Below are 15,853 nucleotides of genomic sequence, written 5' to 3' on the forward strand. Positions count from 1 at the left end.
TCCGTGCCCCCCCCCCGGCGCCCGCGCCCCCCCGGCCCCCCCGGGCCCCCCCCCCCGGGTAGGGCAACCCCCCCCCCCCCCCCACCCCACTACCGGCGACACTCCCAGCGCCACTCCCGGCGCCACGCCCGGCGCCACGCCCAGCGCCACGCCCGGCAAGACTCCTTGGGGCGCTCCTCAGGGCGCTCCGGGGACGTGTTCGACGCGCGCCGCCTTCGGCGCGGGCGCCCCGTTCAGTGCGTGCGGCGGGTGACCAGCTCGGCGAGCGCCAGCAGCTCGTCCGCCGCGGCCGGCTCCGGGACGGCGGCGGCCAGCTGCGCCATCGCCGCGGCCATCCGCTCGCAGGACTCGCCCTGCGCCCAGCCGCGCCCGCCGGCCGCCTCGACGGCCACCGCGCACTGCGCCAACTCCTCGGCGTCCAGCGGGCGTTCGATCGCGTACAGCTCGGCCAGCAGCTTGCCCTCGACGGTGCCGGATCCCAGCGCCGCGACCACCGGCAGCGACTTCTTCCGGGCGACCAGGTCCGCGCCGACCGGCTTGCCGGTGACCGCCGGATCCCCCCAGATGCCGATCAGGTCGTCGATCAGCTGGAAGGCCAGGCCGATCTCCCGCCCGAAGCAGTCCAGCGCCTGCGCCGCCTCCTCGGAGGCGCCCGCGTACAGGGCGCCCATCGCGCAGGCCGCGCCCAGCAGCGCGCCGGTCTTGGCCTCCGCCATCGCCAGGCACTCGGGCAGCGAGACGTCGTTGCGCCGCTCGAAGGCGCAGTCGATCTGCTGGCCCTCGCAGAGCTCCACCACGCAGTCGGCGAGCCGGCGGATCGAGCCGTGGGCGGCCGGGTGGGTGTCCTCGGCGAGCAGGCGCAGCGCGAGGGAGTGCATGGCGTCCCCGGCCAGGATGGCCTCGGTGGTGCCGAACACCCGCCAGGCGGTGGGCCGGTGGCGCCGGGTGTCGTCCCGGTCGATGACGTCGTCGTGGAGCAGGGTGAAGTTGTGCACCAGCTCCACCGCGGCGGCCGCGGCGACGGCCTCGTTGGGCTTGCCGCCCAGGGCCTGGGTGGCGGCGAGGACCATGGCCGGTCGGATCGCCTTGCCGGCGGAGGCCTGGGCCGGCGTGCCGTCCGCCTCCCACCAGCCGAAGTGGTAGCCGGCCACCTTGCGCATGGTGCCGGGCAGCGAGTCGACGGCGGCCCGCAGGACCGGGTCGACCAGGGCGCGGGTCCGGGCGAGGATGTCGGCCGCCTCGTGGCCCTCTTTGTGGTCCCGCTCCAGCGTGGGACTGGTCATGGGTGTTTCCCCCTGTCGGGCGCCTGTCGTGGGACGGCCCGCCGACGGCGGGCCGGGGTTGCGCTGTGCCGGTGCGCGCCGGGCCAGTGCGCAGCAGGTACGCACCGGGTCGGTACGCAGCCGCCCGGCCGGGGCCGGTGGACGGCCCCGGTGGACGGCGCGGCTCTGCGAGCGGCCCCGCGAACCGTCGGTACTGCGCGATCCGTCAGTGCTGCGCGATGTCCACGTTCTCCAGGACACCGACCGCGTCCGGCACCAGGATCGCGGCGGAGTAGTAGGCGCTCACCAGGTAGGAAATGATGGCCTTGTCGTCGATTCCCATGAACCGCACCGAGAGGCTGGGCTGGTATTCATCCGGAATTCCGGTCTGGTGCAGGCCGATGACGCCCTGGTTGTCCTCCCCGATTCGCATCGCGATGATCGAGCTGGTGCTCCCGACGATCGGGATCTTGTTGCACGGGAAGACCGGGACGCCGCGCCAGGACATGATCTGCTTGCCCTCGACCTCGACCGTCCCCGGGTAGAGGCCGCGCTTGTTGAGCTCCCGGCCGAAGGCGGCGATGGCCCTGGGGTGGGCCAGGAACATCCTGGTGCCGCGGCGGCGACTGAGCAGCTCGTCCATGTCGTCCGGGGTGGGCGGGCCGGAGTGGGTCTGGAACCGCTGCTCGTACGCGGCGTTGCCGAGCAGGCCGAACTCGGGGTTGTTGACGAGCTCGTGCTCCTGGCGCTCGCGCAGGGCCTCGATGGTCAGCCGCAGCTGGTGCTCGGTCTGGTTCATCGGCTGGTTGTAGAGGTCGGCGACCCGGGTGTGCACCTTGAGGATCGTCTGCGCGACGCTCAGCTCGTACTCGCGCGGCTTGAGCTCGTAGTCGACGAAGGCGCCGGGCAGCTCGTACTCGCCCTGGTGGCCGGCGGCGAGGTCGATCGCGGCCTCGCCGTGCTTGTTCTGCGCCTGCTGGAAGCCGTTCAGGTACTCGATGACCTGGAGCTGCAGCGCCTCGGAGCGGTCGTGCAGCTCCTGGAAGGAGGGCCAGGACAGCGTCAGCACGGTGCCGGAGGTCGCGGCGCGGACGGTGTACGGCCAGTCGCCGCCGTCCTGCCGGATCGCCTCGTCGCCGAGGTGGTCGCCGTCGGCGAGGGTGCCGACCACCGTCTCCTCGCCGTACTTGCCGGTGCCCAGCCGGTCGAGCTTGCCGTGGGCGATCAGGAACACCTCGGTGATCGGCGCCCCGGCCTGGACCAGGACGTCGCCCGCGTTGAAGTCCCGCTGCACGAAGCGCGAGGCCAGCTCCTCCAGCACGGCCTCGTCCTGGAAGCCGCGCAGCACCGGCACCTCGGCCAGCGTGGGCGGGACGATCCGCACCTCGGCGCCGGTCTTGACGAAACCCACCCGGCCGCGGCCGACCGAGTGGCGCAGGCGGCGGTTCACCCGGTAGGTGCCGCCGGACACCTGCACCCAGGGCAGCCTCCTGAGCAGCCAGCGCGGGCTGATGCCCTGCATCTGCGGCGCGGACTTGGTGGTCGTCGCGAGGTTCCGCGCGCCCGCCGTGCTCAGACTCTGCTGCTGCCGGATCTCCGGTTGCGCACCGGGCGCGGGAATACCGGCATTCGTTTCGGTCGACATGAGGGGAGCCCTTCGCATATCCCAATGAAGCGTCGCCTTGCACATGCGTGTTGCAGCTTCATGGTGGGCCCATTCAGGGGCACCCCGCAATCACTCGTTCGAGTGGTTCCGAATGGCCGAACAAATAGTACGAATGGATCACCCAATCGATATTTGTTCGACTATTTATTCGAACATATCGGAGTGCCGCGCCCCATCCTCCCCCATCGAAGCCCCGACCCGCGCCACCCCCTGCCGCCATCCGCCCACGGCGCCCCTGCCGTCCGGGCCGTTCGAACAGGCCGCTAGGGTGCCCTGACCCTTCGTCAACTTCCCTCCCGGGAGGGTCACATGAGTGCACCCGTACGTGTCTGGCTGAACCGCACCTACGCCGAGAACGTCTTCTTCATCGAGCAACTGCGCGCCGCCCCGCGCCCCGTCGTGGTCCACGCGACCCACGGCGACCCGGACTCCCCCGTGCTCGCCGCCGCCGACCACGGCACTCCGGAGCCCGCCGGCCTGGCCGCGGACGGCTACGTCGGCTACGCCCTGGACTACTGCGCCCGGCACGCGATCGACGTCTTCGTCCCGCAGCTGCACCAGCTCGCCATCGCCCTCGCCCGGCCGGAGTTCGAGGCGATCGGCACCACGCTGCTCTGCCCGCCGGCCACCGCGATAGCCGCCTTCACCAGCAAGGCGGACGGCTACGCCACGATCGCCGGGGCCGGGCTGCCCACCCCGCCCTGGTGGCGGGTGCGCACCCCCGCCGAGCTGTGGGACGCCGTCGAACGGATCGAGGGCGCCGGCCGCACCGCCTGTCTCAAGCCCACCACCGGCGCCGGCGGCGCCGGCTTCCGGGTGCTCACCCGGGAGCCCTACAACGCACGGCGGCTGGCCGGCTGGGACCACCGGGTGCAGGTCGAACAGGTCGCCGCGGCACTGGCCGGGGGCGGCCCGGACGGCGAGCCGGTGGACCTGCTGGTGATGCCCCACCTGGACGGGCCGGAGGTCTCGGTGGACTGCCTCGCCGACCGGGACGGCAGCCCGCTCGCCGCGGTCGGGCGCACCAAAGAGGCCCGCCGCAGGGGCTTCACCACCGAGGAGTGCTACCTGGAGCCCGTCCGGCGGCTGGTCCGGGCGACCGGGATGGCGTACCTGTCCAACGTCCAGTTCCGCCGCCTCGACGGCCTGCCGGTGGTCATCGACGTCAACACCCGCCCCGCCGCCGGGCTCCACCAGCTGCGGCTGTGCGGACTCAACCTGCCGTGGGACGCGGTGCGGCTGGCGCTCGGCGAGCGGCCGGAGTGCGCGGGGGCGGAGCCGGACGTGCGCGGCATCGAGTACACCCTGGTGCCCGGCATCCGGCCGGTGCACCCGCAGCAGGGGCCCGGGCGGGTGTCTCCGGGGGCGCAGCCGGCGGCGACCCCGGCGTGACGACCGGCGGGAGCAGCGGGCCGGGCGTGACGACCGGCGGGAACGGCGGGCCCCCTGCCGGCCGCGGGCCGCTCGCCGCCGCCCGCACCCCCGCCGCTACAGCGGGCCGTTCCAGTCGAGGGTCGGCTCCAGCACGCCCTCCAGGGTGAGCAGCCAGCGCTTCACCTCGATCCCGACCCGGCCGCCACCGAAGCCGCCGATCCCGTCCGCCGCCACCACCCGGTGGCAGGGCACCAGCAGGGGGACGGGGTTCGCGGCCATCATCTGCCCGACCGTGCGGGCGGCCAGGCCAGGCTCCGTGATGTCCTCGAACACCCCGCTGCGGGCAGCCAGTTCGCCGTAGGTGATGGTCCGGCCGTACGGCACCTCGCGCCAGAGCGTCTGCAGCACCGCGCGGTGCGGGCCGGAGCTCAGGCTCCAGTCGACCGGCAGGCCCAACTCGCGGGTGCGGCCCGCCAAGTAGGCACCGATCCGCTCGGTGACGGCGGTGATCTTCGACTCGTCGGTGCACGCCGGCAGCTCGCCCTCGCGCGGCCCGGTGTAACCGGCCGACGCCACGCCGAGCGGGGTCACCGCGATGCGCATCGGCCCGCTGGGCAACGGCGTGGGCACGGTCAGCCAGGACATCGACCAGGACTGCGACACGCTCGGGCCCCCACCCTCCGCCGGACCGGCCGCCGGCCACCCCGGTACCCGGGGGGCGTCCCCGCCCCGCGCGCCATCGTACGGCGGGCGGGCGCGCGCCGGGCGGGCGCGCGGCAAGCCGTCGCACGGCGGGTGCCGGGGTGGCGGACCGTCGCGCGGCGGTCCGCCTGCGGCACGGGCGGCTCCGGTCAGAGCTGCGCCTTCAGCCCGCGGGCGAGCGAAGCGCACCAGTGCACCAGATCGGCGCGGTCCGGGGACCGTCCCTCGCAGAGCACGGCCAGCTGGTCGTCACTGAGCCGGTTCGACCCCGGGATCTCCAGCAGGTACGCCAGGTCCGCCAGTACGGTGGCGAGCCGCTCCGCGTCCGCGTGGTCCAGGGTGACCGCGGTCCCGTGATGGCTGATGGTGAGCGAGCCGGGCATGATCGACCTCCTCCGTCTCCCCCGTCCTCCACCGTACGACCGGGTCGGCCGCCCCGCCCGCCGCGGAGGCCTACGTGCGCGGGAGGGGCAGCCGGTTGCGCTCCGGGGCCGGCCGGGCGCGGTGCGCGATGGGCCGGGGGTGCGCCCCGAAGCCGTCCGAGGGGTTGGTCAGCTGTCCGGGCCCTCCTCCCAGCGGCGGTTCCGTACCGCCGGTACGGCCAACACTACGGCCCCGGCCGCCAGTTGCCAGACCGCCCCGACGAGCAGCACGGTGTCCGCGCCGAACCGGCCCGCCAGCGGACCGGCCGCCGCCAGTCCGAGCGGGCCGAGGGCGAAGGCGCCCAGGACCCCGAAGGCTGTCATCCGGCCGAGCAGCTCCACCGGCACCCACTTCTGCAGGGTGGTGTTGTAGAGCGTCCCGCAGACCGCCGAGCCGGCCCCGGCCACCAGCGCGCCGGCGGCCACCCAGGGCAGCCCCGCCCCGGCCGCGAGCGCCCCGGAGGGCAGCGCCCAGGCCAGCGCCGCCGCGGACGCCACCGCGAGCGGACGGGCGGGCGCCCGGCCGAGCATCAGCAGGCCGCTCAGCACCGCCCCGGCGCCGTACACGCCCATCACCAGGCCCCAGGCCCGGGCGCCGCCGAGGTCCCGCTGCGAGAGCAGCGGGCCCAGCACCAGGAAGGGGGCCCAGACCAGCAGGTTGAACAGGCCCATCTGCGCGGTGGTGATCCACAGCCACGGGCGGGAGACGAACTCCGACCAGCCGGCCCGCACGTCCCGGATCATCGACTCCTCGCCGCCCGCCGCCCGTACCGGCAGCCGCAACCTGGCCAGCGCGAAGGCGCCGACGCCGTACGTCACCGCGTCGGCCAGCAGCACCGTCGCCGGTCCCCAGGCCGCGGTGACCAGCCCGGCGGTGGCGGGGCCGACCACGGTGGACACCGAACGGGCCAGCCCCAGCAGGGTGTTGGCGTCCGCCATCAGGTCCTTGCGGCGCACCAGATCGGGCACGATCGCGCCGAAGGCCGGCATGAACAGCCCCTCGCCGACCCCCCAGAGCGCCACCAGCACGACCATCGCCCAGACCGGCGCGTGCCCGGCCGCCAGCAGTCCGGCGAACAGCGCCTGGACCAGGCCGCGCAGCAGGTCCGAGCCCAGCATCACCCGGCGGCTGCCGAGCCGGTCCGCGATCACCCCGCCGGCCAGCAGCACCAGCACCACCGGGAGGATCCGGGCCGCCATCACCCACCCCAGGGCGGTGCCGCCACCACCGGCTCCCCCGGCGCCGCCCTCGCCGTCGAGCACCGCGAAGGCGACCGCGACCGGCGCCATCGAGGAGCCGATCAGGGAGGTCGTGTACCCGATGAAGAACCACGTGAATTCGCGCTCGCCGAGCACGGCGAGACGGTCTCCCAGTCGCCTTCTACGGGCCGGGATCCGTTCGGTCTGCATTGCCATGTGCAGCAAGTCTGCGGTCCGGCGGGGAGCGCTTCAAGGGATTCCGGCGAAAAAGTTGAGCCTTTTGGAGTCAATTTTCCGGGCGGAGCGAACTGCCGCAGTAAATTTGCCTTCCAGTGGCCCCCGACCTGCCCTTTACTGCGATTCTTGACTAGGGTTCGAGCGGCTTGGCGGAATTGATTTACTGCGGAAGAAGGCGATCGTGACAGAAACTGCGGCAGGACTCCCACCGGTCGAGTACGCCGTCGCCGTCGAGCGCTACCTGGCCGCCTCCGGGCTCGCCGACGGCTCCCGGCGGATCTACCGGATCGCGCTGGACACCTGGGCCTGGGCGCTCGCCGACCGGCCCTCCCCCACCGGCCCCGAACGGCGGCGGGCCCGGCCGCCCGTCCTGCCGCTCGCACTGCTCGACCACCCGGACGCCGCCGAACGACTGCGCGACGCGGCCGCCCGGCGCGCGGCCGACACCGACCCGCGCACCCTCAACCGGGAACTCTCCACCCTGCGCGCGGCCGTGGCCTGGTGGCGGGCCAGGGGCTGGCTCGACGGCGACCCGACCACCGGCCTGCTCGCCCGCCCGCTGCCCGGACCCACAGCGGCCGCAGGCCCGTTGACCCCCGAGGAACTGCACGCCCTGTTCACCCTCCGCGCGCCGCTGCGCGAACAGGCGCTCTGGCACCTGCTGCACGAGTCCGGCGCCGCGATCGAGACGGTCCTCGCCCTGGACACCGACCACCTCGAACCGCCCCGCCGCCGCACCCGCCCCGGGCAGGCCACCGTCCACTGGCAGTCCGGCACCGCCCGGCTGCTCCCCCTCCTGGTGGCCGGCCGCGCCACCGGCCCGCTCTTCCTCACCGACCGCCGCGCCCCCGCCGGCACCCCCGCCCGCGACCGCTGCCCGTACACCGGCCACGCCCGCCTCTCCTACCGCCGGGCCGCCGAGCTCTTCACGGCCCACACCCGGCCGCTCGGCCCGGGCTGGACCCTCCGCCGGCTGCGGGCGGGGCGGTAGCCGCGGGGCGGCGACGGGCAGCGGGGCGGCAGCGGGCAGCGGGGCGGCAGCGGGCAGCGGGCAGCGGGCAGCGGGCAGCGGGGCGGCAGCGGGCAGCGGGCAGCGGGCAGCGGGCAGCGGGCAGCGGGCAGCGGGCAGCGGGCAGCGGGCAGCGGGCAGCGGGCAGCGGGCAGCGGGCGACCGCAACGTCGGCAGCGCCGCGCCGTTACGCAGCCGATGGGCGGCCGTGACACGACCGGCCGAGGACCGCGACACGGCCCTCCTACCGTCGTCCTCGACGCCACCGGCCGAACCGATCGAGCCGGCCGGAGGGCGTCCGCGACGAGGACGTACGCGTCCGGCGCCGACGACGGACGTCCCGCGACACCAGCACACCGGGGCCCGCGAAGCGCGGTGCGAACGCGGTGCCAACCGCACCGCACCGCACCGCGGACCGCCGGCCGCCCAGGTACCGACCGATGCAGATGGAGACACCCCGCATGAGCAGGAGCCGTACCCACCACTCGCCCGCCCGCCGCGTCCTGGCGGTCTGCGCCCTGACCGGCGCCGCGCTGCTGGCCACCATCAGCGGCGGGCAGGCCTGGGCCGACGGCGTGCCGAAGCCGGCCGCCCCCAGTGTCGCCGCCCCGAACGGCGACGCGGCGCCGAGGACCGCCGTGCCCACGCCGTCCGCCGCCCCGAAGACCGACGCCTCGCCGGCCGTGGCCGCCCCCAAGGGCGTCGCCTCGCCCGCCCCGGTCGCGCCCGGTGGCGCCCAGCCGCAGGTCCGCGAGGTGCCCAAGGGCGCCGCGCAGGCCGGTGACGGCTCCGCCGCGTCCGAGGGTTCCGGCCTGATGCTCGCCGGTGGCGGCACCGTCGCGGCCGTCGGCGCCGCGGCCCTGGGCTTCGCCGTTCTGCGCCGCCGCTCCGGTGCGCGCGGCTGACACCGGTCCCGAGTCCGCCGGGCACCCCGGCGCCGCTTACCCGAACCCGGCCGGGGGGGGCAGCGGCGCCGGGGCCGTCCCGGTGGCGGGGACCGACACCCACCGTCGCGCCAAGGACCACCGGCGGGGCCGCCGACGCGCCGCCCGGCCCGCTCCGGGCCCGCTGCGCCGCACCGCCTTCGGCACCGCGGGCCTGCTCTGCCTGGTGCTCGGCACCTCGCTCGCGCTGTCCGGCCGGGAGACCCCGGTGGTGCGGGTCGAGACCTCCGGGCACGGCACCGGGACCGGCACGGACGCCCCGGCGATGGCCCCGGGCACCCCGGCCACGACCGGCGCCGCGTCCACATCCACGTCCACCGCCCCGAAGCCGTACGCGTCCTCGCCGCCGACCCGCCTGCTGGTCCCCTCCGTCGGGGTGGACGCACCGGTGACCGACCTCGGCCTGAACCCCGACGGCACGGTCGAGGTGCCGCCGGCCGACCGGGGCGAGGAGGTCGGCTGGTACCGCAACGGCCCCACACCCGGCGAGAACGGCCCCGCCGTACTCATCGGGCACTACGACACCGTGCACGGCCCGGCGGTCTTCAAGCAGCTGCCGAAACTGCGGCCCGGCGAGCTGATCCGGATCCGGCGCGCCGACGGCAGCACCGTGGACTTCAAGGTCCGCACGCTGCTCCAGGCCGCCAAGGACCACTTCCCGACCGAGCAGGTGTACGGCGACACGCCCGCGCCCGCACTCCGGCTGATCACCTGCGGCGGGCGGATCGGCTCGGACGGCCACTGGACGGACAACATCATCGTGCTGGCGGACCCGGCCTGACGGCCGGGACGGGTCGTACGGACCACATGAACCACATGGACCGTACGAGCCGTACGACCCACGTGGTCCGGACTACCCGGACTACCCGCACGAAGCTACCGTCGCGGAACCGCCGACCACCGACCGCGCGACCTACCACCCGGGCGGTGACGGGAGCGACGACCGGAACGACGACCGGAACGACGCCGCAGAGCAGGAGGACGAACACCGACCGTGGCAGCAACACCACCACCCCGCCGCCGGCCCGGCGCCGTCCAGCTCGCCACCCTGGCCGGCCTGGTCGTCGTCCTCGCCCTCGCCGGCCTGGCCTTCGGCCGCGCCACCCCCGGCGACCTGCGCGACCAGGGCCCGCTCCGGGCCGTCACGCCGCCGCCGGTGCTCCAGCCGCTCTGGCCGAAGCTGCCCACCTCCCCGCCGCCCTCCGCGGCCGCGGCCGGCGTCACCCAGGAACCGCCGCAGCCCGTACCGGACCTGACCGTCCCCGGGCACGACATCACCGCGGTCGACGTGCGCACCGTCCTCGCCAAGGACCCGAACGTGGGCCCGGAGGAGCGCCAGGCGCTCGGCTCCTGCGCCGGGTGCGAGGTCCGCGCCCCCGAGTTCCGCGACCTCTCCGGGGACGGGCAGCCCGAGCTGATCACCGTCGTCACCACCCCCGGGCGGGTCGTGCTGCACGTCTACGCCCTCGCCGAGGACCACCTGCTGCCCGTCCTCCAGGTGCAGGTCCAGCCGGCGTTCAGCGCCGCTACCGTCGGCACCGACCTGTGGCTGTTCGAGCCCACCAGCGCCTACGCCCGGACCACCAGCCTCTACCAGTGGAACGACAACAGGCTCGTCCTGAAGGAACGCAAGGACGAGGGCGTCGGCCTGCTCCCGCGCACCGGCGCGGACACCGCCGCCCCCGAGTCCGGCCCGGCAGCGGCACGCCCCACCCCGTTCGCGCCGAGGCAGGCGGCCCCCGAGGCCTCCGTCCCGTCCCCGCGCCCCGTCCGGCCGTCCTCCGGGCCCGCCGCGCCCTCCACCCCCTCGGGGCCCTCCGCCCCCGCCGTGCTCCCGGAAGCCAAGCGATGACCACCGCCACCACCCCCGCCCACCCGCACATCCTCCTGGTCGAGGACGACGAGGTGATCCGCGAGGCCACCCGGATGGCCCTGGAACGCTACGGCTTCCCGGTCACCACGGCGGCCGACGGCCTGGAGGGGCTGGAGGCGTTCCACGCCGTCCGGCCCGACCTGCTCCTGCTGGACGTCATGCTGCCGCTGCTCGACGGGGTCGGCCTCTGCCGCCGGATCCGGGAGGAGAGCCAGCTGCCGATCCTGATGATGTCCGCCCGGACCGACCCGGTGGACGTGGTCTCCGGGCTGGAGGCAGGGGCGGACGACTACGTGGTCAAGCCCTTCGAGAGCGCCGTCCTGGTCGCCCGGATCCGTACGGTGCTGCGCCGCGTCCGGGTCGTCCCGGCGGCCGACGCCCCACCGCCCCCGGACGCCCCGGCGGCCGACGCCCCACCGCGCCCCGGCACCCCCGGAGTTCCCGGGGTCCCGCAGCCGGCCCCGCCGACCGCCCCCGCCCCCACCCCGTCCGTCCGCAGCTTCGACGGCCTCCAGGTGGACACCGACAGCATGGAGGTCCGGGTGGACGGCCGCCTCGTCCCGCTCACGCCCACCGAACTGCGGCTGCTGCTGGAGTTCACCGCCGCGCCCGGGATCGTGCTGGAGCGCTCCACCCTGCTCGAACGCGTCTGGGACTACGAGTGGGGCGCCGACACCCGGGTCGTGGACGTCCACGTGCAGCGGCTGCGCGCCAAGATCGGCTCCGGCCGGATCGAAACCGTCCGCGGGTTCGGCTACAAGCTGCGGCGCCCGGCATGACCCTGCGCCGCCAGATCGCCACCGCCGTCGCCGCCATCGCCGTCCTGGTCGCGGTGGCCGTCGGCCTGCTGGTCCACCAGGCGATGATCCGTCAGCACGTGGACCAGGCCCGCTCCTCCGCACTCGCCGCCCTCGACTCGGCCCTGGCCGGCTACGGGCGCGACGGCGAGGTGGCCGGCCACGGCGCCGCCGTGAACGACCCGGCCCTGCCGGACCGGCTGCGCGCCCTCGCCGAGGGCGGCCGGCACGGCTCGCTGCTCGCCGCCGACGGCACCGGCGAGTCCATGTGGGCGGCCGGCCCGGTGCAGAACGGGGTGCTGTCCGTCCGGGTGGACTTCACCCAGGACCGGCAGGCCATCGCCGACCTGGACCGGATCATCCTGCTCACCGTCGTCGCCGCGGTCTTCACCACCGTGCTGGCCGGCGTGCTCGTCGCCGACCGGATCAGCCGCAGGCTGCGCACCGCGGCCACCGCCGCCCGCGGCATCGCGGCCGGCGGGACGGACACCCGGATCGGCGAACTCGTCGACGGCAAGGACGAGGTCGCCGACCTCGCCGCCGCCGTCGACCTGATGTCCCGCACCCTGCACCGGCGCCTGGAGGACGAGCAGCGCTTCACCGCGGACGTCGCCCACGAGCTGCGCACCCCGCTCACCGGGCTGGTCACCGCCGCCGAGCTGCTGCCGCCCGGACGCCCCACCCAGCTCGTGCAGAACCGGGTCCAGGCACTGCGCGGCCTGGTCGAGGACCTGCTGGAGGTCTCCCGCCTGGACGCCGACGCGGAGTCCCCCGACCTCTCCGCCGTCCCCCTGGAGCGCGCGGCGCGCCGCACCGTCTCCCTCACCGGCCTGGACGTCACCGTCGACATCACCGCCGACCGGCAGGTCCGCACCGACCTGCGCCGGCTGGACCGCATCCTCGGGAACCTGATCCTCAACGCCCACCGCCACGGCGCCGGCCCGGTCCACCTGCACGTCGACGGCCTGCGGATCACCGTCCGCGACCACGGCCCCGGCTACCCCGAGGACCTCCTCCGGCACGGCCCGCAGCGCTTCCGCACCAACGCCCCCGAACGCGGCCGCGGGCACGGCCTCGGCCTCACCATCGCCACCGGCCACGCCCGCGTCATCGGCGCCGCCCTGACCTTCACCAACCACCCCGACGGCGGCGCCGTCGCCACCCTCGCCCTCCCCCCGGACTGACCCCGCCCACGCGAAAGGGCCGGCCCGACACCCCGTCGGACCGGCCCTTCCCTCGTACACCTGAGCCCCCTGTCGGGTTCGAACCGACGACCCCCGCTTTACAAGAGCGGTGCTCTGGCCAGCTGAGCTAAGGAGGCACGGTGGCCGTCCGCGATGGATCACGGCGGCACCGGGGGCAGTCTACCGGGCCCGGGTGACGGGATGGGGGGATATCCGGGGCTTGGTGGGATGGGTGGGCGTGATGGAACCGATGCCGAAATCGGGTCGGGTGGGGGCTGACAAGTCACGGAACCGCAGGTAGCGTCGCCGGGAGTCGGTTCGAGCAGTGGTTCAGACCACTGGCGGCCCGGCGGAACCCTGACAAACCCCCCTTTACTCGGATCGTCCGGCACGTTCCTGCCGGTGAAGGAGAGCGACAACCATGGCTTCTGTCACGTACGACAAGGCGACCCGCGTCTACCCCGGGGCGGACAAGCCCTCGGTGGACGCGCTGGAGCTGGAGATCGCGGACGGCGAGTTCCTCGTGCTGGTCGGCCCCTCGGGCTGCGGCAAGTCGACCAGCCTGCGCATGCTGGCCGGTCTGGAGGACGTCAACGCCGGTGCGATCCGGATCGGCGACCGCGACGTCACCCACCTGCCGCCGAAGGACCGGGACATCGCCATGGTGTTCCAGAACTACGCGCTCTACCCGCACATGACCGTCGCCGACAACATGGGCTTCGCGCTCAAGATCGCCGGCGTGAACAAGGCGGACATCCGCACCAAGGTCGAGGAGGCGGCGAAGATCCTCGACCTGACCGACTACCTGGACCGCAAGCCGAAGGCGCTGTCCGGCGGTCAGCGCCAGCGCGTCGCGATGGGCCGCGCGATCGTCCGCCAGCCGCAGGTCTTCCTGATGGACGAGCCGCTGTCGAACCTGGACGCCAAGCTCCGCGTCTCCACCCGCACCCAGATCGCCGGCCTCCAGCGCCGCCTGGGCATCACCACGGTCTACGTCACCCACGACCAGACCGAGGCCCTCACCATGGGCGACCGGGTCGCGGTGCTCAAGGACGGTCTGCTCCAGCAGGTCGACACCCCGCGCAACATGTACGACAAGCCCGCCAACCTCTTCGTGGCCGGCTTCATCGGCTCGCCGGCCATGAACCTGGTCGAGGTGCCGCTGGTGGACGGCGGCGTGAAGTTCGGCGGCTCGGTCGTCAACATCTCCCGCGAGGACCTGTCCGGCGCCGGCACCGACAAGACGGTGACCGTCGGCATCCGCCCCGAGCACTTCGAGGTCGTCCCGTCGGGCGGCATCGAGGGCGTCGCGGTGACCGTCAACGTGGTCGAGGAGCTCGGCTCGGACGGCTTCGTCTACGGCACCACCCAGATCGGCGGCAAGGACCACGAGCTGGTCGTCCGTGTGCCCGGCCGCCAGATCCCGGCACGAGGCGAGACCATCCACGTCGTGCCGATCGCCAACGAGACCCACGTCTTCTCCACCAGCTCCGGCCTGCGCCTGAGCAACTGACGCGACCTCGCGCCTCCCCGGAGCCCGTCGGACCCCCGTGGTCCGGCGGGCTCCGTCCGTACACCCCCGCGTCAACACGGCGGAGGGACGAAACCGGACAGTGTGTCACTCGATGGTGTAACGGAGGGCGATCCCGCCCGTACCCACCGCTACTCTCCTGAGGGTGAAGCAGCTAGTGCGCCGTATCGGCCAGACCGTCGCCCTGACCCTGCCGGTCGTCCTGGTGACCACCGGCACCCTCGCCGTGACCCGGGTCCCGTGGGCCCCGCCGACCGGGCTCGATCAGCAGGTCGTGGCGGCGTCGAGCGGCGACGGCGCCGGGATCGGGCGTTCCAACAACGCGGCCGGCGCCACGGCCAGGACCTCGGACGGGCTCGCCCCGCAGGACTCGCTGCGGGTGGCGCTGCTCGACGAGCTGCGCGCGAAGAACCCCTCCGCCGCGCTGGACCTGCTGGAGCGCTCGATGCGCGAGCAGCCCTCGCTGACGCCCTACTGCACCTCGCTGGCCGGCGAGCTGGGCAAGGCGGCGGTGCGCAAGTACCAGGGCGACGTCCAGCGGGCCCGCTCCTTCGCCCGCCCGGTCTGCGACGGCTCGTTCGCGGCCGGCGTCGTCGGCTGAGGAAGGCCGGAGAAGGCCGGAGACCGTCGGAGACGGTCCGAGAAGGCTGCGGAAGGCCGGGCGGACCCCGGTCCCCGAGGCGGCGGACACCCCCGTCCGCCGCCTTATTGTTCAGGCATGACCGCTGACTCCGGCCCCACCGCCGACCTCCCGTCCGCCCGGCCCCCGCAGCCCCACGCGCCCCGGCCGACCACGACGCCCGTCACCCAGGCCGTCATCCTGGCCGGCGGCCAGGGCTCCCGGCTGCGCCCCTACACGGACGACCGCCCGAAGCCGCTGGTCGAGATCCCCGGGACGGGCACGCCGATCCTCGGCCACCAGCTGGCCTGGCTGGCCGAGGAGGGCGTCACCGACGTCGTGATCTCCTGCGGGCACCTCGCCGACGTGCTGGAGGAGTGGCTGGACAAGGCGGACCTGCCGCTGCGGGTGCGCACGGTGGTCGAGGCGGAGCCGCTCGGGCGCGGTGGCGGGCTCAAGTACGCGGCCAAGGCGCTGCCCCGCCCGGACGAGCCCTGGTACGCCACCAACGGCGACATCTGGACCCGCTTCAGCCTGCGCGAGATGGCCGCCTTCCACCACGAGCGGGACGCCGTCGCGACGCTCGCGCTGGCCCGGCCGCGGATCCCCTGGGGCGCGGTGGAGACCGACCAGTTCGGCAACGTGCTGGACTTCATCGAGGCCCCGCCCTCGCCCTTCCTGATCAACGCCGGCCTGTACGTGTTCAGCCCGGAGTTCGCCGGGCTGCTGCCGGACGTGGGCGACCACGAGCGCACCACCTTCCCCCAGCTGGCCCGCGGCAAGCGGCTGGCGGGCTACCAGCTGCCGCAGGGCGTGTACTGGCGGGCCATCGACACCGCCAAGGACCTCACCGAGGCGGCCAAGGAGCTCGCCTCCGGCGCCGGCCGGGCACCCCGGTAGCCGACGGGCACCGCAGGCCCGTCCGCACCGGGACCGGACGGCCGCAGGCCCGCCCGGCTGCCCACCCGCACACGGACGCCCTCGCCCCACCGCACGCGCACGGCGATCGGCCGGGTGCTCCCCCACGGAGCAC

General features: G+C 74.7%; 15 protein-coding genes and 1 tRNA gene. 10 read left to right on the forward strand and 6 right to left on the reverse strand.

Annotated features, from left to right (window positions below; genetic code table 11):
* Positions 1–233: 233 nt before the first annotated feature.
* Together ACWGKU_RS32290 and ACWGKU_RS32295 are read right to left on the reverse strand one after the other, a co-directional pair.
* Entirely contained in the window at positions 234–1,283 is a 1,050-nt protein-coding gene (locus ACWGKU_RS32290) for a family 2 encapsulin nanocompartment cargo protein polyprenyl transferase (protein WP_401050457.1), read from the reverse strand.
* A 205-nt stretch (positions 1,284–1,488) separates the two neighbouring features.
* Complete coding sequence (locus tag ACWGKU_RS32295) at positions 1,489–2,907, reverse strand: family 2B encapsulin nanocompartment shell protein (RefSeq protein WP_401050454.1); 1,419 nt, start codon at positions 2,905–2,907, stop codon at positions 1,489–1,491.
* Positions 2,908–3,237: 330 nt separating this feature from the next.
* Here ACWGKU_RS32295 and ACWGKU_RS32300 point away from each other — a divergent pair, with 330 nt between their 5' ends.
* Positions 3,238–4,320: an ATP-grasp domain-containing protein gene (locus ACWGKU_RS32300; protein ID WP_452178824.1), complete on the forward strand. Its 1,083-nt coding sequence runs from the start codon at positions 3,238–3,240 to the stop codon at positions 4,318–4,320.
* Positions 4,321–4,416: 96 nt separating this feature from the next.
* On the opposite strand, the gene ACWGKU_RS32305 is transcribed toward ACWGKU_RS32300, so the two are convergent.
* The 3 genes from ACWGKU_RS32305 to ACWGKU_RS32315 form a co-directional block, all read right to left on the reverse strand.
* On the reverse strand, positions 4,417–4,965 hold the full coding sequence (locus tag ACWGKU_RS32305) for a methylated-DNA--[protein]-cysteine S-methyltransferase (protein WP_380353551.1): 549 nt from the start codon (positions 4,963–4,965) through the stop codon (positions 4,417–4,419).
* A gap of 188 nt (positions 4,966–5,153) precedes the next feature.
* Entirely contained in the window at positions 5,154–5,387 is a 234-nt protein-coding gene (locus ACWGKU_RS32310; protein WP_401051945.1) for a hypothetical protein, read from the reverse strand.
* Positions 5,388–5,555: 168 nt separating this feature from the next.
* Positions 5,556–6,842 carry an MFS transporter gene (locus ACWGKU_RS32315; protein WP_452178823.1) on the reverse strand — a complete coding sequence of 429 codons (1,287 nt, stop codon included), beginning with the start codon at positions 6,840–6,842 and terminating at the stop codon, positions 5,556–5,558.
* A gap of 202 nt (positions 6,843–7,044) precedes the next feature.
* On the opposite strand from ACWGKU_RS32315, the gene ACWGKU_RS32320 reads away from it, so the two are divergent.
* From ACWGKU_RS32320 to ACWGKU_RS32345, 6 genes are all read left to right on the forward strand, one after another.
* The gene (locus ACWGKU_RS32320) at positions 7,045–7,854 is read left to right on the forward strand and encodes a hypothetical protein (RefSeq protein WP_452178822.1); all 810 of its coding nucleotides are present in this window, start codon (positions 7,045–7,047) and stop codon (positions 7,852–7,854) included.
* Positions 7,855–8,333: 479 nt separating this feature from the next.
* On the forward strand, positions 8,334–8,777 hold the full coding sequence (locus tag ACWGKU_RS32325; RefSeq protein WP_359915299.1) for a sortase-dependent protein: 444 nt from the start codon (positions 8,334–8,336) through the stop codon (positions 8,775–8,777).
* Positions 8,778–8,859: 82 nt separating this feature from the next.
* On the forward strand, positions 8,860–9,597 hold the full coding sequence (locus ACWGKU_RS32330; protein ID WP_452180929.1) for a class F sortase: 738 nt from the start codon (positions 8,860–8,862) through the stop codon (positions 9,595–9,597).
* Between the two features lie 213 nt (positions 9,598–9,810).
* On the forward strand, positions 9,811–10,668 hold the full coding sequence (locus tag ACWGKU_RS32335; RefSeq protein WP_452180928.1) for a hypothetical protein: 858 nt from the start codon (positions 9,811–9,813) through the stop codon (positions 10,666–10,668).
* Positions 10,665–11,468 carry a response regulator gene (locus ACWGKU_RS32340; protein WP_452180927.1) on the forward strand — a complete coding sequence of 268 codons (804 nt, stop codon included), beginning with the start codon at positions 10,665–10,667 and terminating at the stop codon, positions 11,466–11,468. The genes ACWGKU_RS32335 and ACWGKU_RS32340 overlap by 4 nt, the downstream gene beginning before the upstream one ends.
* Positions 11,465–12,670 carry a sensor histidine kinase gene (locus tag ACWGKU_RS32345; protein WP_452180926.1) on the forward strand — a complete coding sequence of 402 codons (1,206 nt, stop codon included), beginning with the start codon at positions 11,465–11,467 and terminating at the stop codon, positions 12,668–12,670. The genes ACWGKU_RS32340 and ACWGKU_RS32345 overlap by 4 nt, the downstream gene beginning before the upstream one ends.
* A gap of 63 nt (positions 12,671–12,733) precedes the next feature.
* Here the strand turns inward: ACWGKU_RS32345 and ACWGKU_RS32350 are convergent.
* A tRNA-Thr gene (locus ACWGKU_RS32350) sits at positions 12,734–12,807 on the reverse strand.
* A gap of 284 nt (positions 12,808–13,091) precedes the next feature.
* Here ACWGKU_RS32350 and ACWGKU_RS32355 point away from each other — a divergent pair.
* The 3 genes from ACWGKU_RS32355 to ACWGKU_RS32365 all read left to right on the forward strand — a co-directional run bounded on the left by ACWGKU_RS32355 (position 13,092) and on the right by ACWGKU_RS32365 (position 15,720).
* On the forward strand, positions 13,092–14,183 hold the full coding sequence (locus ACWGKU_RS32355) for an ABC transporter ATP-binding protein (RefSeq protein WP_359915308.1): 1,092 nt from the start codon (positions 13,092–13,094) through the stop codon (positions 14,181–14,183).
* A 163-nt stretch (positions 14,184–14,346) separates the two neighbouring features.
* Positions 14,347–14,802 (forward strand): hypothetical protein, encoded by a 456-nt coding sequence (locus tag ACWGKU_RS32360; protein WP_401055421.1) that lies wholly within the window; start codon positions 14,347–14,349, stop codon positions 14,800–14,802.
* Between the two features lie 117 nt (positions 14,803–14,919).
* The gene (locus ACWGKU_RS32365) at positions 14,920–15,720 is read left to right on the forward strand and encodes a nucleotidyltransferase family protein (RefSeq protein WP_380551243.1); all 801 of its coding nucleotides are present in this window, start codon (positions 14,920–14,922) and stop codon (positions 15,718–15,720) included.
* Positions 15,721–15,853: the final 133 nt, after the last annotated feature.

The sequence above is a fragment of the Kitasatospora sp. NPDC054768 genome (genome assembly GCF_053612025.1).